Genomic DNA, 24253 nt, shown 5'->3' with positions numbered 1-24253 from the left:
ACCGGTCATCGTCCGCGAGAGGGGCCGTTCCGGCATCCGAGAAGGTGGGCAATCAGTCCATAGTGGAACGTTCGCCGGCAGCACGCGTCGCCGGTCGCGGTGAGTCGCCCGGCCGGCAGTCGGTCGGGAAGGTGCGCGGGAACGTCGTGGACCAAGTGGTCGCCACCCGGACGACCCGTTCAAGCCCTGCGAGCCACCGGCCTGCACCGGAGAACCTGGAACTGCCGGACGCACTGCCCGGCCCGGCCACTTACCTGCCCGCCGACAGGCTGACCGATGACGCGCACGGCGGGCCGGCCGGCACAGCCGACAAAACGTGCGGCTTGCGTACGTGCAGGTCTTCGAGGCCTTTGCAAACCCTTCCCCACCAGCCCGACGCCTCCTAGAGATGGCCGCCACCTGGCCAGATACCCTCCCGGACGTCGGGCCCGTGTCTCGGCCGTATCAGACGCAACGTCAACTCACCCCCGAAGAAGTGGGTCAGATGATCGCTCGGCACGAGGCCGGAGCCAGCATGCAGCAGATCGCCAATGAACTCGGCGTGCACCGCACGACGATCTTGAAGCGGCTCCAGGGACTGGGCATTACGACGAGGTGCTCGAAGCTGACGCCGGCGCAGGTACATGAGGCCGTCGGACTGTACGCGAACGGCTGGACGCTCGACAGGATTGCAAAGCGGTATCACGTCGTCGCGAGCACGGTGCGAGAGTACTTGCTTGCCGATGGGATCGAATTGCGACCGAGAGGTCGGTTCCCCCACCGAGGCAATGCGTAGAAATTCCACGCTCGAACTAAGGAATCACAAACGCAACACTGTACTTCGCCCGCGTCACCGCCACATAAAGTTTTTCCCGAGCCCCGGCGTCCAATGGGTTGCGAGACTGGTAGTACTTCTTCATTGGGCCAGTTGGAAAAATCAGAACTCGATCATAGGTGCTACCCTTTGATACGCCGATGTTGATCGCATTCAAGCCTGCAGTGTCTGCCCTCTTATCATATCGGAGTACCACAGGGTCATGCTCAGCAACATACTCCGATACATCCGATGGCTTAATAGCAAGCACGCCGTCGTGGCCGGTAGTTTCGCTATTCATTGAAGTCGTGGCGGGCATTTCAGGATAAAGCCCGTCAGCAAAATCGCAGATTTCCTGGTTGCAACGGTAGCTCACCGCCCGCGGTTCGATTTCGCAAAGATTGACACGCTCGTTAAGCCAGCTAGCAATCCCGCTCCCTTTATGCTTCTTGTTCTTCCGGTTGTTATTAGTCGAAAACGTCGCCTGTCGCGGGTCGCCAACCATGGTGACAGCAATCGGCGACCGCATTAGCAGATCAAGTAAGTCGAGATCGTAGCCAGCCAAGTCTTGAACTTCGTCGATGTAGATATGATCGAACATCTCCGACAGGCGACGCACGACCGCTCCGCCGGACGCCTCGTTAGCCTTAACGGCGAGCGCGGATAACTCATCCCTGTAAGCGTCTCGGCGACTATCAAGATAGTACTGTCTTGGCGTGTTTTGACCTACATAGATAGGCCGTTGTCCGGTAAAGTCGAGACCTCGAATCAACCCAACCTCACCCAAAACACTACTCTGATACGGCCGAGCGCACTCGTTTAGCAGCAACGTAAACCATCCCGTCAAGGTAATATTTGACGGGATAGAACCCCTGACGGCCGCCATCCGACTCCTCAACTGGAGTAGGTTCTCGTTGGTATACGTAGTTACCAGCACGCGTTCAGCACTGTTGCTCAGCGCACTATCGATGACATGCTGAGTCTTCCGCGATCCCGCCGCCGCAATGACGGCCCGATTGTTATGCGACGGCATTCTTAATGTATCCCGGCATGTTGATGGTGGTCGAGCTTGAGAAGATGGCGAGGGCGCACGTTGTCTTATTGTTCTTCATGTACTTCAACAGCTCGTCGTCGGTGTCGAAGTCCTGCCCAAGGACGCCGTTTAGCGTCGCTCGATCATTAGCCAAGAGCAACTGCGGCTCCAGCGTCTTGTATGCCGCGTTTTCGCCGACATGGACGCCGATATTCCCGTACTGATCGTAAGCGACGTATCCAGCTTTAACCTCGGCAGCTTCTTTACCATCGTTATCGGTTACGACATCAACTTGATTCTGCGGCAGCAAAGCGGCGATATCCAGGAAGCGTTTGAACGACAGCCCGCGCACGTTGATGATATCTACGCCACCATCCACCGGCAGGCACCCATGCACATCAAGGTACGCCCGCTGAACTACAAGCTCGTCCGAAGGCCCCTCAACCAGGATGCTTCTGCGTGCCAGAACGACGCGAAGTGTGTCGTAGCCCGACAGCTTGCGGAAGTAGTCTTGCGTACTGCGCGACAGCGCATTGAGACGAATCCCCTGCGTCAGCGACAGGAGTACCAGACTTTCAAGCCCAAGCTTATTGAGTACATACGAGCTGTGAGTGGTAACGAATACTTGCTTGCCGCTGCACTTATCTTTGATCCTCTTAACAAGTTTGCCCAGGTTTGGAAAAGACAAGTGATTTTCGGGTTCTTCAACGAGGACGACATGAGCGTCATCAACCTTCTTGTTCAGAGCAAGAAGGATCTTTAGCGTGCTCTGCTCACCCTTACCGACGTACTGCACGGGCAGATTGTCCAGATGTGGCACGATACTGCTTTCCCAGCTCGTTCGCTGCGAGACATCGATACCTAAGGTAAGCGTGCGTTCGCTAACATCAGCGGGATCACCACGGAGCTTTTTGTTGATATCCTGAATAGCAGCACTCTCAGAAAACTCTTCGCGCAAGCCGCGATAGGTCCGAGCAAGTCCAACGCGATCAGCCGGCGCAAGATGGGAGTTGAGGATGCCGTTGAAGTAGTAGTCAACGCCACTCTGCAGCTGGATGCTGGCGGCGTCAATAAGTGAAGCTGTCGCTGGGACGCTCCGGAACGTGACGCCGTTGCCCGAAAAAGCCAGCCAGTCAACTCGGTAGTACTCGGTCGGGATCAGCTTGACCTGATCGGGGTTTTTCACAAACTCGCGATACTCATCTTCATAGTCCTCGTTGAGGTGAGCACGAATGCGAACACCGGGCGCGTTAGTCTTACAAAGGTTATTCGTTCCCTGAATTTCAGGCGGCGCTGAGTCAGCATCCAGAAAGAGGTCAATAATAATCTCGGGCGGCTGAACCGGGCGCCCCTCCTGAACCCCCTTAATGTATTCGGCGGCGGCGCCCATATGGAACATATACGGCGACAACTCCTGCAGTAACGGCCGACCACGAACACGACCCGTCAGGGCAAGCCCGATCGCCTCAAGGATGGTTGACTTGCCCGCATCGTTGTCGCCCACCAAGATGTTCATCTTAGGGTCAAACTCAAGCGTGAAGTCTCGAAAGCTTCGGTAGTTCTTAATGACAATCTTGGTAAGCATGGGTTCCCTCAGTATACGGCGACTACTTCGCGGTGTCAGCCCTGGGCGTAAGCTACCCAGATCGTCACTCGATGGCTGCGAGCATCCTCCTCGCCTTTATATCCCACAGATATCGAAGTTGATGTTGACATGGTCGCTCGAAGGCCGCATGCCGTTACGCGAAATCGCCACCGTCACCCGATAGCGAACTTCCGGGGCGAATGTAGGCTCATCAGGAGATCATGAACAGCGTAGCGACCCGGTGTTACGTGGCTCCGTTAAACTTTCGAGTGATCAGGCTGCAGCAGTCGTCAGTTTCTTACCGACAGCGGAGCTAGTTGCCGAATGATCGGCTCGCGCGTCTTGAGGTCATGGACGATGAGTGGTGTATCACGAGCACATGCTCACGCACCTCTTCGGCGACTCCGCGACGGAAGCAGCTTGGTGGTCGGCCATCGGCCAGATTTTCGGTGCCGGAGCTACCGTTGCAGCCGTCTTCGTCGCCCTGTTCCAGCCGTGGCGCCAGCGCAGGCGGGACGAACGCGAACGGCTGGCCATGCTGGCAGCCGAGGCGATGGCCGCAGTTTACGGCGTCAGGATGGCCCTTGAAGCCGTCAAGGTGCGCTCGGGTGGCCTGCCGGCCGTTGCGTCCGGAGTCAGCATCATGAGCGACCTCTTCGCCCGAGGCGACAACGCAATACAGCAACGGGCCGCCGCGCTAACGCGGGCAGTTGACCTCCGCCGGAGCGCAAACGACTTCGCCTGGAGCGCCGTAGCTGGGCCAATGGAACGCGCGTCACTTGTCCTGACTCGCGTATCTCTGGCTGGCAACGAGGACCTGCGCCGAGCGGCTCATGGGCTACTCGACGCGCTCACTGACCTCATGAAGGCGCCCACGACGTCGTCGCGCGGATGGAAGCGAGCAAGCCAAGGCTTGGAGAGGGCCGTAGAAGACTTCCGGGCTGTGACCGTACGAGTGACCCGAGCAGCCAAACGGTGAGCTGGGTCATCCACACCGCCTACCCAGCCGCCCGGAAACGAGCCACATCAAGTCTCAATAGTCGACGATAACTTTGAACTAACGGTCGCGTCTCCAATCGGGCACTGTTCCCCTCCGGCAGTAACGCATTAGTAGCTATCTCGACAACCACACTTGACCGCTACCGGAGGAGACATGAACGATAACATGATTGCGCCAGACCGTCCGAAGCCTGCCAACGAGACCCCGTACACCAAACCGCTGAGCAGCTTCCAGGGGTTCTGCACTTGGCCGATGCTAGTCCGGTATCGCCACTTAAAGTATCTCGCCGAGACGCTAGCCAGGCCTGAGTCATGGGATCATCCGGTACCCGAGATCGCGGATCGACCTGAGGCATTCCCTGTTTTAGGACGCTACATCGACTACACGTTTAGACGGCTGCGCGAGCAAGACCGGATTAGCGTGAGCGCCGATCAGAAGTGGGCCAGCTTTAATACTGGACTTGTAACTGAACGCTATCGAGAGATTTTCGGCCTGCTGGATCAGGCGCGCAACACCCAACACGGCCCTTGGCACTTTATTGAGTTTGTCACCGACGCTGATCGCCGACTCAACCACTTCGCGACGCTACCAGAGCGCGCAACGTACTTCGATAAGCCCGAGCACCTCGTGTACGACACGTCACGGCGACTGATATTGCAGGACCACGCTCTCATTGACCGAGTCAGCCGCTTTCCTCCTCACTTCCAGGGTGACGACCCGGACACGGTCGAACGGCGACACCGGGCGTTCGAGACCGCGCTCAAGCACGCTGAGTTCAGGGTCAAGCAGAGTTATCGTGCCGCGATTCCTCAATTTTACTGGCCTGGCAATGAGCCGGGACGCCTGCAGTTGCTGCTGCCAATCTGTCTTGACACGGCCGCCAGAGTAGATTTTGCGCTGCCCGTCGAGATCGATGGTGACTACAGTTACCGAGGATACACCCCGTTGGAAATGAATTGGGCCTACAGTAACGCCAGGCTCGTTGCCAAGCCTGACAGCGATTGGTTGAGACCATAGGTTGACAGCGATATAGAAATGTGATAAATTAATGCAATCACTACAGCGGTAGTGATGTTCGATTCGCAGCAACAAACCAGTACCGCCATAGTGCAAGCGTTGATTCACCAGCAAGACTCGCCTTAACCGGTACTCGCGCGAACAGGCTCCACAGTCGGTTACATGTAGTTGCTTACTCAGAGCTTCCGGCTCACACGCCCCCATCTCGGACCGAGATGGGGGCTTATGCTATTTCGGACACGCTGGCCTCCCCGCCAAAGCCCGCAGCCGAGCGACGATCTCGTCTCGCCGGTTCCACCTCCCCAGAGTTCCCCCGGCATAGGCATGACTCAGTGGTAAGACAGCCTCACAGACAGTTGGCCCGGACGCGAGGCTGCCGCCGGGGAAGGCTCTAAACCCCATGCCCCGCACGTAGCACCGAGACCACAGTCCGCACGCCCGACGGCCTAAACTGGCGGAACACTGGTCCAGCCAAACAGCGAGGGCCGTCGCGCCGCTGTACTCATGCACGGTGGTGTCACGCGTCATGAGGCGGGCTTCGGCCGAGGGTGACGTAGCATCGCTTCAATCTCGCCGGCTCCGGCGCACTTCACCGCCCCACTCAGACCCTCAGCTTGCCTTGATTGCGAGACCTGTGCCCAAGATGGCTCCATACAGAACGAAGGTATTGACCAATGCGATGAATGACGGTTGCAACCATCGCACAAATGACGACGGCTGGTCAGACACCTCTTGACCATCAGTCCCCATGACTGCCGCTCCAGGCCGAGAAGCCACCAGTGACACCGTGCCGAACAGGACGCACAGTACGAAGGGGAACCATAGACCTCGTAGTGGAGCCCAAAGACTCTGCGCCCCGCCCCAAGCCGCTGCGATACCACCCGTCATAGCAGCAAAGTTGGTCAACGACTGCACGGTAACGAAGTCACTGACGCTCTTCGTGCCGGCCGGGGCAGCATTCCCGAGGTTGCCGCTCGTAACTTGAGCAGAGGTCGTGGTTGTGGCGAAAGCGTTCGCAATGGACATGACAGTGCCTCCTGCGCGAGTGATGCGCTGGTGGTCGGGCAAGGTGTCCGACCACCACACCAGTCGTCGACGATCATCAGACTGTTACTGAACGTCACGCAGTTGTGACTTGCTTAGATGAGTCCCAGCCGGCCTATCGACAGACCTGAGATCTACTCTGTACCTGCGGCGGTCAACCTCGTGGAAAGTCAGTCCACCTCGCCTGGCCGCGAACACCTATGAGCATCGGCGAGCCAGATTGACCTGGCCAGCTAACCGACCTGTAACACTCGGTCAGTGCACCCCGACTCACTCTAGGCAGAAAACAGCTACACCTCCTGGCACGTTCATCGCAAAATGCGGAGGAAACGGAAGGGGTCCCGAGTATGACCCGCAAGGCACGGCAGCATATCGCCGACTATCTTCGCGAGTTGTCGTGGCCGCGTTTGCTGCGCGTCGTCTTCACACTGATCTCCTTTGTGGGCATCCTGAGCCCCTTCTTCAAGGTCACTGTTCTCACGATGTACCTGCTGGGAGTCGGTGCGGCGTGGCTAATCTTGACGATTCTTTACCTTTCGTTCGGACAAACCAGGCAGCGAGTTAAGAGCAAGCGCGATCATGAGATGATCACACGATACACGGCAGAAATCAGCGCTCGTGCTGCATCATTCTGGTCAGTGGAGCGTGTACAGAAAGTCCTAACTATCGACAGCAATGGAGACTGCAAAGAATATTGGACCATTTCAGGCAAGGCCACTGGGCAAGATCTCGGATTTTATCGATTTCGCACCAGTCCAGGAAAAGACCAGACTGTACGTCAGCGTCGCAAGATTCAAGTGAAGGCAAGAACGCCGATCAGGGGCGACGAAGGTGGTATCCCATACCATGTAACTACCGCATGGCGAGACGAGAATGCACTAGAGACACTGGTGCACTTTCCATCGCCCATCAAAGTCGGCGAAGAATTCATGATAGTTGCCGAGATACATTGGCCAGCCAAGTGCCGCCCACTGGTACGCGATAAAGAGACCGAGAAATTCTCGCTCTGCTTTGCTAACATTGTCGGCCAGATAGACTACACCGTCGTTTTGCCGCCAGACACAGTGGCGCACTACGAGCCACTCGGCTTCCGAACCGGAGACAACGACATGACCCTCACACCAGGCACGAACACTGTTGGGCAACGCAAGATTAACCTCATTGCAAAAAATGTACCCGAAAACAAAACAGTTGGCATGTACATAAAAATGCAGTAGTCCCGGCTTTCGCCTAGACTACTGCATCAGGAGCAACAGCTAGTTGCCGCCCTCGTCACCATACTTCTTCATTTAATGAATCCCTTTCGCATATATATTACTCTAAGTATTCAACTGTGCACAGGTCCTACAGGTTGCGGAGTCTATCTGCAGCAAGACCTCGCTGCGCGTTAAAGTCACACGTTATCACGCAAACGTGTGAACATCTACGCCGGACTCCTCTCCTGGACTGCCTTTATAATATGCTTCACTGTTGAAGTCGCTGAGACTAACATCAACGTTACCTTTTCTGCCAGGCCGTCTCTGATCACGCAGCGCACTGCGAAGGCTACGCTGCCGAGAGCGCTGTCGAAGTCGCTTTTGCGCACGTTAACCGACCGTTTGGCTACCTCAGTCAAGCCCGCCGCGTTGATCCCACTGAGTTGGCATGAGCGATACTTCACCCGCCAGGCCGCGGATGGCTGCAAGCTCTGCTTTGCGGTAGTGACCTCCAGGAACGCGAAGCGACTCACTTCGTCGGCCGCCGGTCGGATCCCGTTGGCCTGCTCTGCGGTCAGGATGTCGCCGCCAAAGTAGGCTTGGAGCATGACCGCACGTAACATCGAGACAACCGTCCGCACTCCAGACGGCCTCAACCTGGTCGGAACGCTGGTTCAGCCAGGCGACCAGCCGCACCGCGCCGCGGTGTTCGTGCACGGTGGCGGCGTCACGCGCCACGAGGCGGGCTTCTTCACCCGGCTGGCCGCCGGCCTGGCCGAGGGCGGCGTAGCCTCGCTCCGCTTCGATCTCCCTGGTCACGGCGAGAGCGAAGGCCGTCAGGAGGACTTGTCGCTCGCTGGGGTTCTCAACGCCGTCCGGGCAGCTCGGGCCCACCTCTGCCAGGAGACCAGCCTTACGTCGGCGTCGCTGGTGGCGGCTAGCTTCTCCGGCGGTCTGGCCGCCTACTACGCAGCCCGGCGCCCGACCGACATCGAGCGGCTGGTGCTGTTCAACCCGCTGCTTGACTACAAGCAGCGGTTCGTGGATCAGAAGGACTTCTGGCAGGACGACTACCTGACCGACGAAGCCGCCCGCGACCTGGCCGAGCAGGGATTCTTGCCGCACTCTCCGAGCTTCAAGCTCAGCCGGGCCCTGCTCAATGAGGTGTTCTGGCTGGATGCCCGCGGTGCGCTGGCCGACATCCAGGCGCCCACGCTCATCGTGCACGGCACCAGGGACACCTTCATCCCGGTGGAGTCGTCCCGGGACGCAGATCGCCGGCTGACGGCCCCGCACCGGCTACTTGAGCTCGAGGGTGCGCAGCACGGCATCGCCGTTCACGACGACCCGACGTACGCCGACCCGCAGAGCCAGTCCTGGCAGGCCGAGGTCATCGCCGCCGTCCGCGACTGGCTGACGCCATCTGCGGTGTAGTGCTGTTTCTGTAGCTCGATGGCAGTGAACGACTAGTGACAGCCAGAGCCCGCCCCCGCGTATAACCGAGGGCGAGCCCTGGCGCTCCGACCGCGGGGTAGCGAAGAACGAACGGCTGCATTTCAGCAGCCAGCACGCCTGTCAGCCTTTGTCGTCGGGGAGATCGAAGATGGACGAGGTCTCCGGCTTGTCGTCGCCGTGGTACTGCGTCGTGGCTCGGTCCCAATCGATGTGGCCCTCGTCGTCGGCGGATGCCGACAGGTGGGCGTGGTCTTGATCCAGGTGCTGCGCCTCCCACTCAGTTTCAATATCGTTCGAGTCGCCGGGGTCTTCGGACATTATTTCCCCAATCTACTCAATGTAGCTATACTGGTTGCATAGAGTTGGAATGGTTCATGGCAAAAGCGCGGGCGCTTATCTTTACATCAGAGTCCTACTTTCACCTCCTTTCGCCGCTTGAGAGGAAGGTCCTGATGCTGCGCTACGACGCAGCGGGCGACTCGGTAATGTCTCTCGACGAAGTAGCTCGGCATATGGAGATACCCGCCGTCGAGGTCCGTCAGGCTTATGACGGAATCCACCGCAAAGCGAAAGACTGGAGTCATATGCGCATCTTCTACAAGAACCAACAGATGCGTCGACGCTACTTAGCCTACGTCGGCTTGAAGGCTTTGTTTCTGTAGGCGACAAGCCTGGGCGCCACGTCGCCGAATGGTCGCCTCCTCTCGGACGAAGCCCGATATGCAGTCCAGGTCGGCAAACAGCAAGCCGTGGTTACGCCAGCTTCAACCTTTAACCCGTTTGGAGTAAGCGATGTCAACCTTAGGCTGTGACGGCCTCGCGCAGCTGCGTCACGGCTGGCCGGTTCGTCCAGGGTCGGAGGTATTCGAGCACGCGGATCAGCTCCTGTTTCGTGCGCCGGGAGCTGGTGCTGTCGGCCCGAGCGGCCGACTCGACGCCGGTCCGGGCGGCCTCGTCCGGCTCACCAGCCAGCGCCAGTGAACCGGCCCGCAACGACAGAAAGAACCCGTAGTCACGCGGCGAGAACCGGTCTTCCATCAACGATTCGTCGTACAGCTCCACCGCCCGCCGCGGTGCCCCGGCCTCGGTGTAGCAGATCGCGGTCTGCATGGTCAGCAACGTGTCGTTGTAGTGCGTTCCCAACGTCGACGCCCCGTCGTCGCGAGCGCCCAGCAGCTGACGAGCTCGGTCGATCTTCGGCGCCACGGCGTCGGCGGTCGCCCCAAGCATGACTTCGGCCCGCGCTTCCTGCTGCACCGACTCGGCTTGGACCCGGTTCGGCAGGGACCACGGCCCGTGCTGCACCGCTTGCGCCAGCGTCTGCATCCGCTGCGGTTCGCGCTGGTCAAAGGCCAGTTGGGCCTTCTTGAGCAGGACGTAGCCCTGCATGGCGGTGTCACCGGCTTCCTGTGCCCACTCCATGGCCCGGTCGTACCAGTACAGCGTTCGGCCGAAATCGCGCACGTCGCGGTAGAGCCAGCCCGCGAACTCGGCACTTTCGGCTCCAAGCCTGAGCAGGTCGCGCCGAATGCTCGGCTTGACGTCGCGGGCGTGCTCCTCGATTGCGCCCACCACGCCGAGGACGAGCGGCAAGGTCTTTGCCGGGCCGAGCGTGCCGTCGTCGGCCTTGCAGGCGGCCAGCTGGCGGGTGAAGTAGTCGAGCACCGGGCCGTCGAAGTAGCGACGCGCGTCGGCCATGGCCTCAGCGACGCGCCCGAGTTCGTCAAGGCCGAGGGCGGGAAAAGCCGTCGCTGCTAAGCCGTGCTTGAGCAGCGAACGGCGGTTGAGTGGACTCATGGCGTCCCATTCCGCGGCTTGAACCGCTGGAAGGTTGGCCTCGTCACCGACGACGAGAGCAGGCGGCAGAAGCGACCCTAGCTCGCTGACGGCGACGGTAGCCCCATCCAGCGGCACCAGTACGGGCCGTCCATTCACCCTAACCGGGAGAAGCAAGCCGCCGCGCGGCATCCTCCTCGTCTCGTCCCGTTCGTCCGGCTCCTGATCACCGCGCTCAGCGGCAATCGCCGGCTGCGTGGGACTTGCCTCGGTGCCCTCCGCCAGCAGGACTTCCAGTTGCTCACGAGTGACGTGCAGCAGCTTGGCCAGCTTCGGCCGCTTGTACACGAGCGGCTCCGTGGCTCCGCGCTCCCACCGGTTCACCGTGGCGGGATCGACGTCGAGCGTGTAGGCCAGTGACTCCTGGGTGTAGCCCGCCGCTTTGCGGGCCCGTGCCAGCCCGATGCGTCGGCCACCCATGATCGTCTCCCCTCGGTGACAGTGCGAGATCGTCACATTACCGCAGGTCAGACGGCCGGATGCAAGAAACGTGTCGATTTTGCGCCCTGGTGGACCAGGGGCGGCCGCTCCATGGTCATTTCGGCACCCCGGCGATCGGTTGAACCGTCCACGGGTCATGTCCTCCATGCCCGTTCCGACACGGGTCCTGGTCGCCGGGGTGCTCCCAGACCCCACAAGGAAGCAGGGACGACATGGCGGCTCGCGTAACCCACCACCACCGGAGGCGACCGCTGACGCTGGTACCTCGGTGCTGGCAGCGCGGCCAGGCACTGGCTCCTGTCACCGAAGCCCGACTGCCGGAACCGGCCCAGCTGTACTCGCTCATCACGCTGACGCTGCTCATCCACGAGCCGGGCGTAAGCGGCTGCTTGTGGTGCGAGGAGGCTTGGCCGTGCCCGTCGGCACTGCAGGCGTATCGGCTGCGGGAGGGGTTCTAGTGCACCCCGACATGCCACCCCGCCTCGACGCGATGGCGGATGCACTGCTCACAAGGCCCTTCACAGCGGCGCCGGCCGTAAACCCCCTCGTGGCCTATGGCTACGTGACCGCGCCTGGGAATGACCGGCAAGCCACTCAGGCGTGCGCCGCACTCCTCGAGCTTTGGTGCTACACCGAGGGCTGGATCTTCGGCGCGATGTTCGTGGACGCTGCCAGCGGACCGGACGAAGTCATCGAGCCCGGCTTCACCGGCCTGGTGGACGCGCTGCCGGTCTACCCCCGAGCGGCCGTGCTGCTGGTCGAGCCGGGTGACCTCTCACTCCACATCGGAGCCGCGCTGGTGAAGCAAGCCGCCATCCGGCGAACCGGCGCCCAGCTGCAAGTGCTCTCAGACGAGCTGGCGGAGGCGGTGACGTGAAACGCGAGACCGGCGATCTCGTTCGCGCGCTCGCCGCCGTCAACAAGCACATGCCGCGTATCTCCACCGAACTTCTGACCGAAGCGATGGCCGCTGAAAAACAGCGTGAATTCGCCGGGCTGCTTGTGGGCCTAGCCAGCCTCTTGATTGCTCACGCCGACGAGCAGGAGCCGAACGGCCCAGTCACACTGGCTGATCGGGTCCGGACCACTGGCCGTGAGCTGCTGCGGGTTGCCGCGCAGCTGGAGGCCGAAGCGCTCAGCGGTCCCGACCTGCAGGAAGTCGCCCGGCTGCTCGTGGCACTGGCCGAAGTGCTCGGCCTCTACGCAGGCAAGCTGCCCGTCCCGCCGGCCACCGCGGGCCCACCCGACCTGTCCGAGTCCCCAGGTCCGTGAACGGCGGGGCGCTGGCGGTGCTCGTCGTCATGGCGGTGCCGGTGGTCTGGGTGCTGGTGGTGCTCATCTCGGACGCCTGGCACAACCGGCGCGTCCGGGCTCAGCCGAACCGGACGGTGGACGGCATCCGAGAGCGCCTGGCGCGAGAGCAGGCCGCAGCCGACTTCGCCAGCGCCCCCACAGAAGTCTTGCCCCGGATTCAGCCGGCCCCGGCCGACGAGCCCACCGTGGAACTACCACCGGTACTGCCGAAACGAACCCGGCCTTACGTCGGCAAGCCCACGCCGTACCCGCGCCGCCCGCTCTCGTCGCCGCCCGCCGATCTTGCCGCCCGGGTGCTTCAAGGTCTGCGCAACCTGCCGGACCGGCCACCTCCACCGCCAAGTTGGCCGCCTGGCGATCCGGACTCCTAAGGCCCTCCGGCTTGAACCGACAGGCCGGGGTTTTGTTGAATCACAACAGAAAGAGGACAGATGACTACAGTTGAGCTGCCCCTCACCGACGCCGACAAGCGGTTTGTGCTCGGGCCGCCGTTGGGGTGGACGCCCACGGCCGAGCCTATTTCGGACACTGCCGTGACGCCCTTCGGCCTCACGCTGCGGACCGCGCCCAACCGCATCAGCACCCCCAACGCGAAGAAGGACCCTACTCAGGCCGTCACTGAGGTGACGAGCGACGGCTCTGGGGAAGACGAGGACGTGGCCTTCGACGTCACCGACGACTAACGGCCGTGCGGAGAGACAGGCTAAAGCTAATGAACCCGCAACCTGCTGCCAGCACCGTGCTGGTGCTGACCGAAGCCACCGACACGACGGCCGACCTGGTGGTCAAGGAGCTGGCCAACCGGGGCGCCTCGGTGCTGCGCGTCGACACTGCCGACTTTCCGCTCTCGCTCCAAGTGAGTGCGCAGTTCGACGGCACGTGGCACGGTGAGATTCGCAGCGTGGATCGTGCCGTTGAACTGGGCGACATCCGCAGCGTCTACGTCCGCCGACCGACCATGTTCAGGTTCTCGGCGGCGATGACCGATGCGGAGCAGCGGTTCGCGGGTCGGGAAGCCCGTCGAGGCATCGGCGGGCTTCTCCTCAGCCTGCCGTGCGCCTGGGTCAACCACCCGTCTCGGGCGGCTGACGCTGAGTACAAGCCCCTGCAGCTCCAGGCCGCTGCCGCGTGCGGGCTGTCCGTGCCGCGAACCGTGATCACCAACATCCCGGAGGACGCCGCCGAGCACAGCACCTTTCTCGGGCTAGCGGTGTACAAAGCCCTGGCCTCCGCCACCGTTGCGGATGGCAACCGGGTGGCGTTCATCCCCACGACCGAAGTGGCGACCTCGGACCTGGCCGACCCACGCGTAGCCCTGACGGCGCACCAGTTCCAAACGCGGGTGCCGAAAGTCGGCGACGTGCGGGCAACCGTGGTCGGCCGGCGGGTGTTCGCCGCCAACATCTTGTCGCCGGAGGGAGGTGCCATCGACTGGCGGACGAACTACGCCGGGTTGCGCTACGAGCCGGTAGACCTGCCGGGCGAGGTCGAAGCCGCCCTGCTGGCCCTACTGGACCGGCTCGGCCTGGTCTTTGCCGCGGCCGACTTCGTCGTGACCGCAGATGGCCAGCACCACTTCGTCGACCTGAAGCCGGGCGGCCAATGGGGTTGGATCGAGGAAGCGACCGGGCTTCCCATCGCCGCGGCCTTGGCCGCGCACCTGACAGGAGAAGCCCTGTGACCGACCTCGACCACCGCCTGCAGCAGCTGGCCGACGAACTCAACCAGGCATTGATCCGGCAACTCGCCGACAAGGGAGTGCTGACCACGCCCGCGTGGCGCGCGGCCTTCGAGGAGACCCCGCGGCACCTGTTCGTACCGCGCTTCACCCTGCCGGACAACCTGGGCGGCCAGTCCCACTATGCCGCCGACCCCGAGCGGCAAGAGGACTGGCTGCGCGCGGTCTACCACGATGAGGCCCTGCTGACCGACTTTGACGAGCAGGGCGTGCTCGTCAGCTCGTGTTCCGCCCCGACCGTTGTTGCCACCATGCTGGAGCAGAGCGGGGCCACCGAGGGCGACTCGGTACTAGAGATCGGGACCGGCACCGGGTGGACCGCCGCCTTGCTGTCGCACCGGCTGGGGTCTGAGTCGGTGACTTCCGTTGACGTCAACCCGGCGTACGTGGACCAAGCCCGCGAGCGGCTGGACGCTCTCGGCTTGGCCCCGAGGCTCGCAGTGGCGGACGGGTACGGCGGCTACCCGGAGCGCGCGCCGTACGACCGGATCATTGCTACGGCGTCGCTGCGGAAGGTGCCTCCGGCCTGGCTCGCCCAGACCCGGCCCGGCGGGACCATCCTCACGGACATCCGCGGCGCTTTCGCTGGCAACCTCGCCCGGCTGACCGTGGGTTCCGACCAGTCCGCCCGCGGCCAGTTCTTACCCACGAAGTTGAACTTCATGCCGCTGCGAAGCCCTGACCAGCCCTTCCGCCTCCTGCCCGAGCTGTCCAGCCGCGCTGTTCACGAGGCCGGCAAATCCCGTACGACCCGGCTGGCTCCGGGGGCGCTGCGTGAGCGCGGGCGGGTGTTCGCGTTCTTCGCCCAGCTGGCGATGCCCGGAACCGAGTCCGGGCACGTCAAGGTCACGGACGGTCCCATCTACTTCTGCGTCACGGACCCCGGCACCGGAGCATGGGCTCGCGTTGAGGTCACCCCCGGTGATCCCGCCGCTGACCGCCAGGTCACGCAAGGCGGTGACCGGCAGCTGTGGGACGAACTGGAGGCCGCGCACGAGCAGTGGCTCCGGCTCGGGCAGCCGCGTCCGGAGGACTTCACCATCTTGATCAGACCCGGCGGCGAACAGGTCGTGGCCCTTCCGGCCTCGGACACGCGGTGGTCGCTGCCGTTGTAGCGGAAGAGGCAGCAATGAGGCTCTTGCGGACCGGCTGGGTCTGCAGGAGCCTCATTTAATGTGGAGACGATTCGCACCTCACGAGAAAGTATAGAAAAAGCCCAACCGGTACCGGCTGGGCGAATAGTAGTTAAGCCAGACGCGAAGCTGACCTACACAGGCCGCTCGAAGCCCTTATAGATTCTAGCTTGCTCAAGCTCTCTTCTTTTGCGGAGTTTCGGATCAGACAGCTCGTAGTCGCTGGGACGCTCAATTTGCTCGAAGTTTACGGCAATGGACTGGACACAAGCGGTTATATGGCGTCTGCTAAAGCTTTCCGGTTTGATGCCACAATGCCGAGCGGCTGCCGCCTTACGCTCCTTCAATGGAGCGCGGCGCACGTGACTTGGGCCAGAAAGGCCAAAGAGTACTGAATCCATCCCGCGGTATCTGCGGGACCGGTAGGCGCAGCGACGCATGGCAGCCAGCAGCTTTCGCTCCAAGATTAGCGCCCGCTCCGGCTGACTCAAGTTCGGATGCGACTCCGGAGCCACAAAGATGTCGACAAACTCAGGCGCATCCCGGAGGATGCAATCCACCTGAGCGCCGTGCTCCAGTAGTTTGGCCAGCAAGGCGGTGGCCTGCTCCTCAAACCATTCGGGCGTATCGGTCGACCAGCCTTCAGGTGGCCTGTGATCGTCTATGTACCCCAAGGTGCTCCCAAGCGTCGGACGATGGTCACCGCAAATCAGGGCTGACTTGCAGTGTGCATCCGCCGAAACCAAAGAGTCTGAGCATTGGCTCGCAACCCAACTATTAATACAGGTTTTATCGTTACGGTCAATAGTCAACGGCACAAAAAAACCCGCGATGCCGATTGGCGTCGCGGGGCTACCTCTAGGCGTTCTATTTAATTAGCTCGTAGAGGCAATTGCCCAGAGCCTCAATGCAGGCGTCTTGATAGTTCTTGCTGAACGTCTCGGGCTCCATGTGGATACCAGCTCGTCGCAGTCGCCCGGTCGCCTTATCTCGGCGATCTGCGGACGATAAGTTAGCAGATGCGCTGCCACGGAGGCCAAACAAAATCAGCAACGCTTCTTTCGCTGCCGCGTGAATATCGCCACGAAGCTCTCGGCGAGCTTTCTTTCTGTACCGCGTCATGATGTGAGCCACAAGCACCGTCGCCACTTCCGGCAACAGGCGAAGAAGCTCTTCGCCTAACTCGTCGGCTAACTGCTGTTTCGACTTTCCTGGGAACCGACCTGCTGGGCAAATCAACTGCACAAGTTCGCGTGCTTCACTGCCACGAAGCTGATTTACACCCATTCCTTCCTTGTCAAATAGGTTGGCCACTTGTGCCGTAACCCACTCAGGTGTTTCTTTCACGCACCCGTTAGCCGCTTCTTTTTGTGACCGGATGCTCACGAGTCTGCCGCTGCGAATAAGGACCAACAACGACGATAGAACTACAAATCATTTGATGCACCTCCCTCCGTACTAGCGGAATCGTTGCGGGAGCAGATCAAGCGCTACTGACTCTCGTTTTCAACACTTGATTGGTGGTTGATGTCGTTTCGCGCTAGGCGTCACCTCCGATCGATCTATGGGATCGTCCATCCTCTCACATGCGTCGTACCACTCGTTGCCGACTTGTTATCTAGATGGACTGTCGAGGTCCTGACCTGCGGTAATGCGGAATCCGGTGCTTAGTCCCGTCCGGAATGACTCCTTTAGACCAGAAGATGCGGCCGCTCGGGCCGTCCCGCCGGACGCGGGTTCAAGTGAGGAGCACCGATGACCAAGATCGCTTACCGGGAGTACCGGGCCAGGAACCTCGCGGTGCTACGTGAGGAGGTAAGCCTTATCGGCACCCGTCTCTTGCAGGTGTACGGAGAGTCCGCACGCGAACACGTGACAGAGCTCGACCGGGCCTGGGCCGACGTGTTCAAGTTGTACGACCACGGCACGTTCGACCTCGACTGGGAGCTGGACGACTGGCCTGCCGCCGCCGACTGGCTGGCGGGGGGCATGACAGTGCCGCGCGATCGCACGACCTGGAGTCTGTGGGTTCTGAAGGTCGTCGAGCAGCCGGTGCGCGCAATCGCGCGGCAAATCGCGCTGGCGGCCGAGTTCCACCCAGACGTGATGGACCAGCTCGCCGCCATCGAGGAGTCCTACCAGTCGCTGATCACCAACCGGCCGTACTAACACGCCACGAGCCTGGCGTGAGGTGCGCCGGGCTTCTCTATATCGAGAGGAGAAGCGAGATGTCTGAACTCGTTCCGGCCAAGCAAGCCGTGGAGCTGGTCCCACTGACGCCGCCACGGCGACGACTGACGCGGGCCGTACAGACCGAGGTCGATCAGCCGCAGATCAATGGCCTGGTGGGTGCCGCCCACGTTCAAGCGGTGGCGTACGTCGTCGCCGAGGCAATGACGCGCGCCTCGCTGCTGTCGGCCCTTGAAGCTCGCCTGGCCGCCAGTGACCCGGTGATCGCGGACCACCTGTCCGGCTTCGTGGACGACTACGTGCACGTGGCTCGGTCGACGGTGCGCAAGATGGGCACGCTGTGATGACCTGGCTGTACGTCGCGGCCGGCCTCGGCGTCGTGTTCGTACTGGTCCTGCTGTTCATCGGCTGGATGCTCGCATGGGACGCCTGGGACAGGCTCCGGCGGCGCTGGTACATCTACCGGTCGATCGCGGCGGCTGACCGACGGATGTTCCGCGAAAGCCTGCGGCTGTCTGTCGAGCACTGGCGACAGACCAAAGCCCTGCTCGACGCCGCCGACCGCCAGCGTCAGGCCAGAGGCCGGTAATGCGGCCCGTCCTCGTGACCGTCATCGGCCGATGCCTCGGTGTCCTGGCCGGACTTCTGCTCGTCGGCGTCGTCATGCGCCTGACCGAGCTCATCTTGCGTCCGGTTCTACCGCCGGTGCTGATGAACGCGCTGGATCAGGGGTGGGCCACGCTCATCAGCATCTTGAGCCCGGCGCTCGGGCCCATCGCGGCCGTTCTCATCCTGGCCGGACTGGGCTGGGTCGTCGCGAGTAGGCGACGATGACGCGCCGTCGAGGCGAGCGGCAGCCAGTGCGGCTGCTCGCCCTTTTCACGCTCGTCGGCATCGGCATCATCGTGTTTGAGCCGGTAGCCGCCATGCTCGTGCCGCTGCTGCTGTTCACCTTGGCGGTCGCGGTGCTCATCTCAGCAGTGAAGCACTAGAGAACGTCGCGCTTCCAGACGGGCGCCGCACAAATCTCCTATTCGCGAAGGAGGACAACTATGCCTCGAAACTCCCGCAAGACAATCGTCGGCAAGCATCAGGAGAATGCTGAGCTTGCCATGAACGTCGAGTTCTTCAAGGAACTCAGGCGCAGCATCGAGATACGCAAAAGCCAGTCGATGTCAACTCTGTCAAAGTCTCAAGACAGCGTTCTGTCGACCTATTGAGAGCTACCCTACAGATTTTTTCGTCAACTTTCCTGTGGCGTTTCTCTAGAAGATAAGCCCACCGGTCGGTTTTTTAGATGTGGAAAAGCTAATTGCTTTACGAAATATAGTTAGGGAATAATTGAAAGTCCTGAATGCGAAGCCGTCCCGACTATGGAAAGAAGATGCGTGAACATCTTCTCGACAGTCAACGCCGGAACGGACAACGCATCTCAGGTGAATCACACAATAGCCCGCGAACGGGTACCACTGTGCTTCCTTATTGAAACGCCTGACACTTTTAGCGTCAAGGCTGGTTTCTGTTCGGTATGCAAGCACACGAATCCTCGTTCCGGGCGTGTCCCGGAAGGAGGGTTTTCCATGTCTCAACACTATGCAAACAGAGAGGTACACGTTACGGCGCAAGAACGCGCCCACCCGGCGCTGCGCGTGCTTTCGCGCGCTTGCATCGCGCTGGCTCGTCACGAGCTGGCGACTAATCGTCGAACCAGCCCACCCGCCGCCGGCGGTGCCCAGAAGGAGGCCCGCCATGATTGAGCTGACCTGGTTTGAAGCCGTGCCGCCGCGGGACGCCGCTTTCGACGATCTGACGCAGATGGTGCGCGTGCTGGCAGCCCGCCCCCATCATGGCCTGCGGCGGCTACAACCGCTTGTCGTCTTCGAGGTCTGGCTCCATGCCGATCGCGTGCAGTGGCTGGTCGGCGTAGAGCCTCAGCTTGCCCGCACTCTGCCCGGGGAGCTGGCCGCCCAACTGCCGCAGCTGACCTTGACGGAGTCTCGTCAGCCGGTGCGGCCGGCCCCGGTGACCGGGCGGGAGCTTCGCCTCACCAGCCTGATCTACCCGCTGCGCGTGACGACCGCCCGCGCCGTGACGGCTGGGCTGTTCCAGGCACAGCGTCAACTACGCACCGGGGAATCCGTCGTGATCCAGTGGGTGGTCGGCCCATCCCAGACCAGGACGCAAGTGCCGGTGACGGAGTCGCCGCTCGAACTGCTGGGGTTCGCCGCTCGCCGCGAACCGTCCAGCGACGACCAGCGCGCCTGGAAGCAGAAGCTGGCCGAGCCCCTCTTCGGCGTCCGGGGTCGGATTGGCGCTGTGGCAGGCGATCCCCGTCGCGCAGGCGAGCTGCTGCGCCCAGCGGTGTCCGCTCTGTCGCTCGTCAGCGGCTCGCACAGTCGCCTGTACGCCAGTCCGCAGTCCAGCAAGACAGCCACTCAGCTGCATCAGGTCATGGGTCGGATGCGCTCCTGGTCAGGCATCGCAAACGCCGCCGAGCTGGCCGTCATGATGGGCTGGTGCCTCGGTGGGCTCGACGTGCCGGGCGGCGCCGGACGGTTCGCTCCGGCCCCGGCGAGCCTGCTGCGGGCCACTCCACCTCGGCCGGCCACCGCGGACCGCCCGGTTGGAGTAAGTACGCACCCAGCCTCGCGCGGACAAGGCGTCTGGCTTCCTCGGCGCAGTTACGTCACCGGTAGCCACGTCATCGGGCCAATCGGGCGGGGGAAGTCCACGCTACTGGCTCACTGGGCACTTCGTGAGGCGCAGGCCGGTGGCTCCATTGTCGTCCTGGAGCCCAAAAGCGATCTCGTGACCGCCATCGCGGCTCGCCTCGGCGATCACGGCAACGTGGTCATCCTGGAGCCCGGCACGGATGGGCCGGTCATTGGCCTGAACCCCTTGAGCGGACCGCGCCACGACGCCGAGCGCCGAGCTGACGCCGTCCTCGGCCTACTGCGCGAGGTCTTCGGCTCGGCCATCGGGCCCCGGTCGGCTGACGTTCTCCTCCACGCGCTCGTCATGGCCGCGCGCCTGGATGACGGCACCCTGTGCGATGTCGGGCCGATCTTGAGCAGTCCACAGTACCGCCGGGCGGTGGCCGCCAAGGTCGGCGACCCGCTGACCATCTCGCCATGGTTGAACTGGTTCGACGCGCTTTCCGAAGAACAGCGAGCGCAAGTCGTCATGCCGGTACGCAACAAGCTCACGGCTTGGACCGCGAGACCGGCGATCCGGCACCTCCTTGGCCAGCCGACGCCGAAATTCGATCTGGCTCAGGTCTTCGACCGCCCAACCGTGTTGCTCGTCAGCTTGAACGCCGGCCTCCTCGGCCCGGAAGCCACCAGCTTGCTCGGCAGCCTGTTGCTCCAACAGGCGTGGCACCTCGTCCAGCGCCAGACCACCCGCCCCGCCGCCTTCCGCCGCCCCGTCACGATCATGGTGGACGAGTGGCACACGTTCACCGCCGGACTCGACTTCGGCGACGCCCTGGCTCGCGCCCGAGGTGCAGGGGTCAACTTCGTAGCAGCCCACCAGAACCTGGGCCAGCTATCTCCCGCGCTGCGGAGTGCCGCTCTCGCCAACCTCGGTACGCAAGTCGTCTTCCGGCCGGCCGAGGAAGACGCCCAGCCTCTGGCCCGCCTGCTCGGTGAGCCGGTCACGCCGGAGGACCTGATGCAGCTCGGTGCCCACCGGGCAGCCGTCAAGACGACGGTGAACGGGAACGCGCAGGCCGCGTTCGAGGTCGTCACCCCGCCGCTACCAGACGCCCTGCGTGACCCAGTCGAGCTACGGCGCGCCAGCGCTGAGCGCTACGGGGCCGACCCGGCCGCCATCGACGCCGCGCTGCTGAACCGCTGGGCCGGAGAAGCGCCGCCCGACGGGCCCGTCGGGGTCCGGAGGACCAACCAGTGAACGCGCGCGACAGCTTCATCAGCCCTACCGCTCGCCCTACCGGTCCGCTGGTGTCGAAATCGCCCCGACGTGCGGGAATCCGCGACTACCGCCACCGACACATAGCCACTCCCCGAGGTGTCAGATGAGTGGCCGCGGACGAGCCGGACGGCTGGCGGCCCGGCTCACCCCCCCGGGACCTGGCGGTCCTGCGCGACCTCCAGGTGCTCAGGCTCATGACAGGTGGCCAGGTGCTGCGCCAGCACTTCCCGGACGGCCAGGCCGAGACGCAGGCGCGCAAAGCCCGCGCCGCACTCGCCCGATTTCACCGCCTCGGGCTCGTTGTCCGGCTGCGGCGGCGCATCGGCGGCGTGCGCAGCGGCAGCCAGGGCTACGTCTACGGCCTGACGGGCCTCGGCCTAGCCGTGCTTGACGTAGGCAATCCGAACCCGCAGCGGCACCGGCGGGTGGTGGAGACCAAGCCCGCCTTCGCCTATCACGCGCTGGCGGTCACGGAACTGCGCGTGCAGCTGACCGAGTTCGGCCACCAGCACCCGGACGCTCAGGTCGCCTTCGCCGCCGAACCCTTGTGCTGGCGACGCTTCCCAGGGTCGGGTGGCGAGGTCGTCAGCTTGAAACCGGACGCCTACGTGTGCGTCGAGCGGGACGGCTACGAACTGACGAACTTCGTGGAAGTCGATATGGCGACCGAGAGCCTGCCGACGATCCAGCGCAAGCTCACCGTCTACGTCGCCTACTGGCGCAGCGGCACCGAGCAGGCCGCCCGCGGGGTGTTTCCTCGCACCTGGTGGACGGTGCCGACCCCAGCCCGGCGCGACGCCATCCAGAGCGTCATCCGCCGCCTGCCCGCCGAAGCCCACGACCTGTTCGCGGTCTGCCTGACCGATGAAGCCGTATCCCACCTGACTGCCATCCCCAACGACGAAGGAGGTGCCCTATGACCTTGACTCCCGACCAGTTCGTCCGCCGCATCCTCATCGGCGATGTCCGCCAACGCTTGGCCGAGCTGCCGGACGCGTCCGTGGACTGCGTCATCACCTCCCCGCCGTACTGGGCGCTGCGCGACTACGGGCACCCTGGGCAGATCGGGGCCGAGCCCACAGTGGACGCCTGGGCCGAAGCCATCGCCGCGGTCTGCACCGAGCTGGCCCGCGTGCTCGTGCCTCACGGCAGCCTGTGGCTCAATCTCGGCGACGGCTTTAGTCGTCACGAACGTGAAGGCGCGGCCAAGAAGAGCCTGTTGCTGGGGCCGCAGCGGGTGGCCCTGCGCCTGACCGCCTCCGGCTGGCTGCTGCGCAACCAGATCATCTGGGCCAAGCCCAACCCGACTCCGTCCAGCGTGCGAGATCGTTTCACCGCCAGTCACGAGCTGCTGTTTCTGTTGACTCGTCAGCCGCGCTACTTCTTCGACCTCGACCCGGTGCGGGAGCCCGCACGGACGGCGCCCGCCGGCCCCAGGCGTAGCACGGCTCGCACCTACCTGAGCCGCGAGGCCGTGCCGTCCCTGAACGGTGGCAGCAGCCCCCGAGTAGACCTCAACCACGGGCTCGCCCAGATGAAGACCACGGGTCTGGCCAGTCACCCACTCGGCAAGAGCCCCGGCGACGTCTGGATCATTCCTACGGGCAGCTATCGGGGTGCCCACTTCGCTACGTTCCCGCTGGCGCTTGTCCGCCGTCCGCTGCTGACCACCTGTCCTGAACGCATTTGCGCCGTCTGTGACCTGCCGTGGCGACGAACCATGCAGAACACGGGCGGGCGGCAGCTGGCTACCGGACCGCTGACCCCGAACTGTCCACACCGGAGGTTCCGATCCGGACGGGTGCTCGACCCGTTCATGGGCGCGGGAACCGTGGCTGTGGCCGCCGAAACCTACGGCCGGGATTGGGTCGGCATCGAACTCAACGAGGCGTACGCCGCGCTGGCGCAAGCTCGCCTCGCCGACCACCGAGCCAAGGCGGCTCCCGCCGCATGACCCGTTTCGCCCCGGGTTTCCCGGCGGCGTGGGGCCGCTCAAGCCATCGCCCGGCAGACACCTGCCTGCCGCGTGTGAACGGTCCCACCAACGCCGAGAAGAAAGGCACCGTTATGTCCGAACCCCGACCCGGCGTGAAGACGCTCGGGATCAAGTTGCCCGACGCGCTGCACGCGCAGTTCTCGCTCATCGCCCAGCTCGACCGGATTTCGCTAGCCGATGCTGTCCTGCGAGCCGTCGAGCAGTACGTCGCCACGAAGCGGCAGGAGCCGGACTTCGCCGCCCGAGCCGCCGCCGCACTCGAGGAGATCGAGCGTGAAGCGGCCGCCCGGCGCGGAGCCATTGAGGGTCTGTTTGGCGAAGCGCCGGACAAGCCCGAACCCCCGAAGCCGACGTCCCGCCGCAAGGGCGCGACCGGCGAGAGCGAGTAAGCGCCCTCGCATGTGTCGACCGGTGCGGAATGACAGCCACAAGCTGTCATTCCGCACCACCCCTCCCAAAAGGACACCCTCAATAAGGACAGGAATACCTATCTTGGCACTTATCGGAAACGCTGAGAAAATGATTACAGAGAAACCGTTAAATCCATCA

30 protein-coding genes are annotated in these 24253 nt (G+C 62.8%); 23 read left to right on the top strand and 7 right to left on the bottom strand.

Translation table 11 applies throughout. The annotated features are described in order from the left end of the window. Positions 1-388: 388 nt before the first annotated feature. Positions 389-775 carry a helix-turn-helix domain-containing protein gene (locus H4696_RS40185; RefSeq protein WP_143265152.1) on the top strand — a complete coding sequence of 129 codons (387 nt, stop codon included), beginning with the start codon at positions 389-391 and terminating at the stop codon, positions 773-775. A 16-nt stretch (positions 776-791) separates the two neighbouring features. On the opposite strand, the gene H4696_RS40180 is transcribed toward H4696_RS40185, so the two are convergent. Together H4696_RS40180 and H4696_RS40175 are read right to left on the bottom strand one after the other, a co-directional pair. Further along, positions 792-1679, bottom strand: a complete 888-nt coding sequence (locus tag H4696_RS40180; protein WP_338064931.1) for a UvrD-helicase domain-containing protein — start codon at positions 1677-1679, stop codon at positions 792-794. 133 nt (positions 1680-1812) lie between these two features. Further along, positions 1813-3411, bottom strand: a complete 1599-nt coding sequence (locus tag H4696_RS40175) for an ATP-dependent nuclease (protein WP_086861766.1) — start codon at positions 3409-3411, stop codon at positions 1813-1815. A 379-nt stretch (positions 3412-3790) separates the two neighbouring features. Between H4696_RS40175 and H4696_RS40170 the strand changes: the two genes are divergently transcribed. The 3 genes from H4696_RS40170 to H4696_RS40160 all read left to right on the top strand — a co-directional run bounded on the left by H4696_RS40170 (position 3791) and on the right by H4696_RS40160 (position 7689). Further along, on the top strand, positions 3791-4390 hold the full coding sequence (locus H4696_RS40170) for a hypothetical protein (protein ID WP_143265151.1): 600 nt from the start codon (positions 3791-3793) through the stop codon (positions 4388-4390). Between the two features lie 174 nt (positions 4391-4564). Then, positions 4565-5428: a DUF3825 domain-containing protein gene (locus H4696_RS40165; RefSeq protein WP_086861764.1), complete on the top strand. Its 864-nt coding sequence runs from the start codon at positions 4565-4567 to the stop codon at positions 5426-5428. A gap of 1391 nt (positions 5429-6819) precedes the next feature. Further along, a complete protein-coding gene (locus H4696_RS40160; RefSeq protein WP_143265150.1) occupies positions 6820-7689 on the top strand; it encodes a hypothetical protein in 870 nt (289 codons plus the stop codon). Between the two features lie 206 nt (positions 7690-7895). Here H4696_RS40160 and H4696_RS40155 read toward each other — a convergent pair whose 3' ends face one another. Beyond that, positions 7896-8276, bottom strand: coding sequence for an NUDIX hydrolase (locus H4696_RS40155; protein WP_086861763.1), 381 nt, complete (start codon positions 8274-8276; stop codon positions 7896-7898). On the opposite strand from H4696_RS40155, the gene H4696_RS40150 reads away from it, so the two are divergent. Further along, on the top strand, positions 8275-9102 hold the full coding sequence (locus tag H4696_RS40150) for an alpha/beta hydrolase (protein ID WP_086861762.1): 828 nt from the start codon (positions 8275-8277) through the stop codon (positions 9100-9102). The genes H4696_RS40155 and H4696_RS40150 overlap by 2 nt on opposite strands. A 141-nt stretch (positions 9103-9243) precedes the next feature. On the opposite strand, the gene H4696_RS40145 is transcribed toward H4696_RS40150, so the two are convergent. Further along, on the bottom strand, positions 9244-9441 hold the full coding sequence (locus H4696_RS40145) for a hypothetical protein (RefSeq protein WP_086861761.1): 198 nt from the start codon (positions 9439-9441) through the stop codon (positions 9244-9246). A 134-nt stretch (positions 9442-9575) separates the two neighbouring features. Here H4696_RS40145 and H4696_RS51570 point away from each other — a divergent pair, with 134 nt between their 5' ends. Beyond that, positions 9576-9785 carry a hypothetical protein gene (locus H4696_RS51570; protein ID WP_158104342.1) on the top strand — a complete coding sequence of 70 codons (210 nt, stop codon included), beginning with the start codon at positions 9576-9578 and terminating at the stop codon, positions 9783-9785. A gap of 139 nt (positions 9786-9924) precedes the next feature. Here the strand turns inward: H4696_RS51570 and H4696_RS40135 are convergent, their stop codons facing one another. Further along, positions 9925-11379 carry a helix-turn-helix domain-containing protein gene (locus H4696_RS40135; RefSeq protein ID WP_086861759.1) on the bottom strand — a complete coding sequence of 485 codons (1455 nt, stop codon included), beginning with the start codon at positions 11377-11379 and terminating at the stop codon, positions 9925-9927. 233 nt (positions 11380-11612) lie between these two features. Between H4696_RS40135 and H4696_RS40130 the strand changes: the two genes are divergently transcribed. Genes H4696_RS40130 through H4696_RS40100 form a run of 7 tightly spaced genes read left to right on the top strand, consistent with a single transcriptional unit; the run spans position 11613 to position 15567 of the window. After that, on the top strand, positions 11613-11858 hold the full coding sequence (locus H4696_RS40130; RefSeq protein WP_086861758.1) for a hypothetical protein: 246 nt from the start codon (positions 11613-11615) through the stop codon (positions 11856-11858). Between the two features lie 32 nt (positions 11859-11890). Continuing rightward, positions 11891-12277 (top strand): hypothetical protein, encoded by a 387-nt coding sequence (locus H4696_RS40125; RefSeq protein ID WP_225955940.1) that lies wholly within the window; start codon positions 11891-11893, stop codon positions 12275-12277. After that, on the top strand, positions 12274-12672 hold the full coding sequence (locus H4696_RS40120) for a hypothetical protein (protein WP_086861756.1): 399 nt from the start codon (positions 12274-12276) through the stop codon (positions 12670-12672). Before H4696_RS40125 ends, H4696_RS40120 begins: the two co-directional genes overlap by 4 nt. Beyond that, on the top strand, positions 12669-13085 hold the full coding sequence (locus H4696_RS40115) for a hypothetical protein (RefSeq protein WP_143265148.1): 417 nt from the start codon (positions 12669-12671) through the stop codon (positions 13083-13085). Before H4696_RS40120 ends, H4696_RS40115 begins: the two co-directional genes overlap by 4 nt. 60 nt (positions 13086-13145) lie before the next feature. Then, positions 13146-13397: a hypothetical protein gene (locus tag H4696_RS40110; protein ID WP_086861755.1), complete on the top strand. Its 252-nt coding sequence runs from the start codon at positions 13146-13148 to the stop codon at positions 13395-13397. A 29-nt stretch (positions 13398-13426) separates the two neighbouring features. Further along, positions 13427-14395, top strand: a complete 969-nt coding sequence (tgmB, locus tag H4696_RS40105) for an ATP-grasp ribosomal peptide maturase (RefSeq protein WP_086861754.1) — start codon at positions 13427-13429, stop codon at positions 14393-14395. Continuing rightward, entirely contained in the window at positions 14392-15567 is a 1176-nt protein-coding gene (locus H4696_RS40100; protein ID WP_086861753.1) for a methyltransferase domain-containing protein, read from the top strand. The genes tgmB and H4696_RS40100 overlap by 4 nt, the downstream gene beginning before the upstream one ends. A 152-nt stretch (positions 15568-15719) precedes the next feature. Here H4696_RS40100 and H4696_RS40095 read toward each other — a convergent pair whose 3' ends face one another. Together H4696_RS40095 and H4696_RS40090 are read right to left on the bottom strand one after the other, a co-directional pair. Continuing rightward, a complete protein-coding gene (locus H4696_RS40095) occupies positions 15720-16259 on the bottom strand; it encodes a hypothetical protein (protein WP_143265147.1) in 540 nt (179 codons plus the stop codon). Positions 16260-16452: 193 nt separating this feature from the next. Further along, entirely contained in the window at positions 16453-16971 is a 519-nt protein-coding gene (locus H4696_RS40090) for a hypothetical protein (protein ID WP_158104341.1), read from the bottom strand. Positions 16972-17340: 369 nt separating this feature from the next. On the opposite strand from H4696_RS40090, the gene H4696_RS40085 reads away from it, so the two are divergent. From H4696_RS40085 to H4696_RS40040, 10 genes are all read left to right on the top strand, one after another. Next, positions 17341-17754, top strand: coding sequence for a hypothetical protein (locus H4696_RS40085; RefSeq protein ID WP_086861752.1), 414 nt, complete (start codon positions 17341-17343; stop codon positions 17752-17754). Between the two features lie 59 nt (positions 17755-17813). Continuing rightward, positions 17814-18119 (top strand): hypothetical protein, encoded by a 306-nt coding sequence (locus H4696_RS40080; protein ID WP_143265145.1) that lies wholly within the window; start codon positions 17814-17816, stop codon positions 18117-18119. Beyond that, entirely contained in the window at positions 18119-18364 is a 246-nt protein-coding gene (locus tag H4696_RS40075; RefSeq protein WP_086861750.1) for a hypothetical protein, read from the top strand. Before H4696_RS40080 ends, H4696_RS40075 begins: the two co-directional genes overlap by 1 nt. A gap of 14 nt (positions 18365-18378) precedes the next feature. After that, complete coding sequence (locus H4696_RS40070; RefSeq protein ID WP_225958356.1) at positions 18379-18609, top strand: hypothetical protein; 231 nt, start codon at positions 18379-18381, stop codon at positions 18607-18609. Next, entirely contained in the window at positions 18606-18767 is a 162-nt protein-coding gene (locus H4696_RS40065) for a hypothetical protein (RefSeq protein WP_192782794.1), read from the top strand. The genes H4696_RS40070 and H4696_RS40065 overlap by 4 nt, the downstream gene beginning before the upstream one ends. 60 nt (positions 18768-18827) lie before the next feature. Further along, positions 18828-18995, top strand: coding sequence for a hypothetical protein (locus H4696_RS40060; RefSeq protein ID WP_158104340.1), 168 nt, complete (start codon positions 18828-18830; stop codon positions 18993-18995). A gap of 529 nt (positions 18996-19524) precedes the next feature. Continuing rightward, positions 19525-21687 (top strand): type IV secretory system conjugative DNA transfer family protein, encoded by a 2163-nt coding sequence (locus H4696_RS40055; RefSeq protein WP_086861748.1) that lies wholly within the window; start codon positions 19525-19527, stop codon positions 21685-21687. 128 nt (positions 21688-21815) lie between these two features. Then, positions 21816-22628, top strand: coding sequence for a replication-relaxation family protein (locus H4696_RS40050; protein ID WP_249027049.1), 813 nt, complete (start codon positions 21816-21818; stop codon positions 22626-22628). Then, positions 22625-23662 carry a DNA-methyltransferase gene (locus H4696_RS40045; RefSeq protein ID WP_086861747.1) on the top strand — a complete coding sequence of 346 codons (1038 nt, stop codon included), beginning with the start codon at positions 22625-22627 and terminating at the stop codon, positions 23660-23662. Before H4696_RS40050 ends, H4696_RS40045 begins: the two co-directional genes overlap by 4 nt. Continuing rightward, the gene (locus tag H4696_RS40040) at positions 23659-24093 is read left to right on the top strand and encodes a hypothetical protein (RefSeq protein ID WP_225955939.1); all 435 of its coding nucleotides are present in this window, start codon (positions 23659-23661) and stop codon (positions 24091-24093) included. Before H4696_RS40045 ends, H4696_RS40040 begins: the two co-directional genes overlap by 4 nt. The last annotated feature ends 160 nt before the right edge of the window (positions 24094-24253 follow it).

Source organism: Amycolatopsis lexingtonensis, from assembly GCF_014873755.1.
Lineage (GTDB): Bacteria > Actinomycetota > Actinomycetes > Mycobacteriales > Pseudonocardiaceae > Amycolatopsis > Amycolatopsis lexingtonensis.
This window is presented reverse-complemented; position numbering and strand designations above follow the sequence as displayed.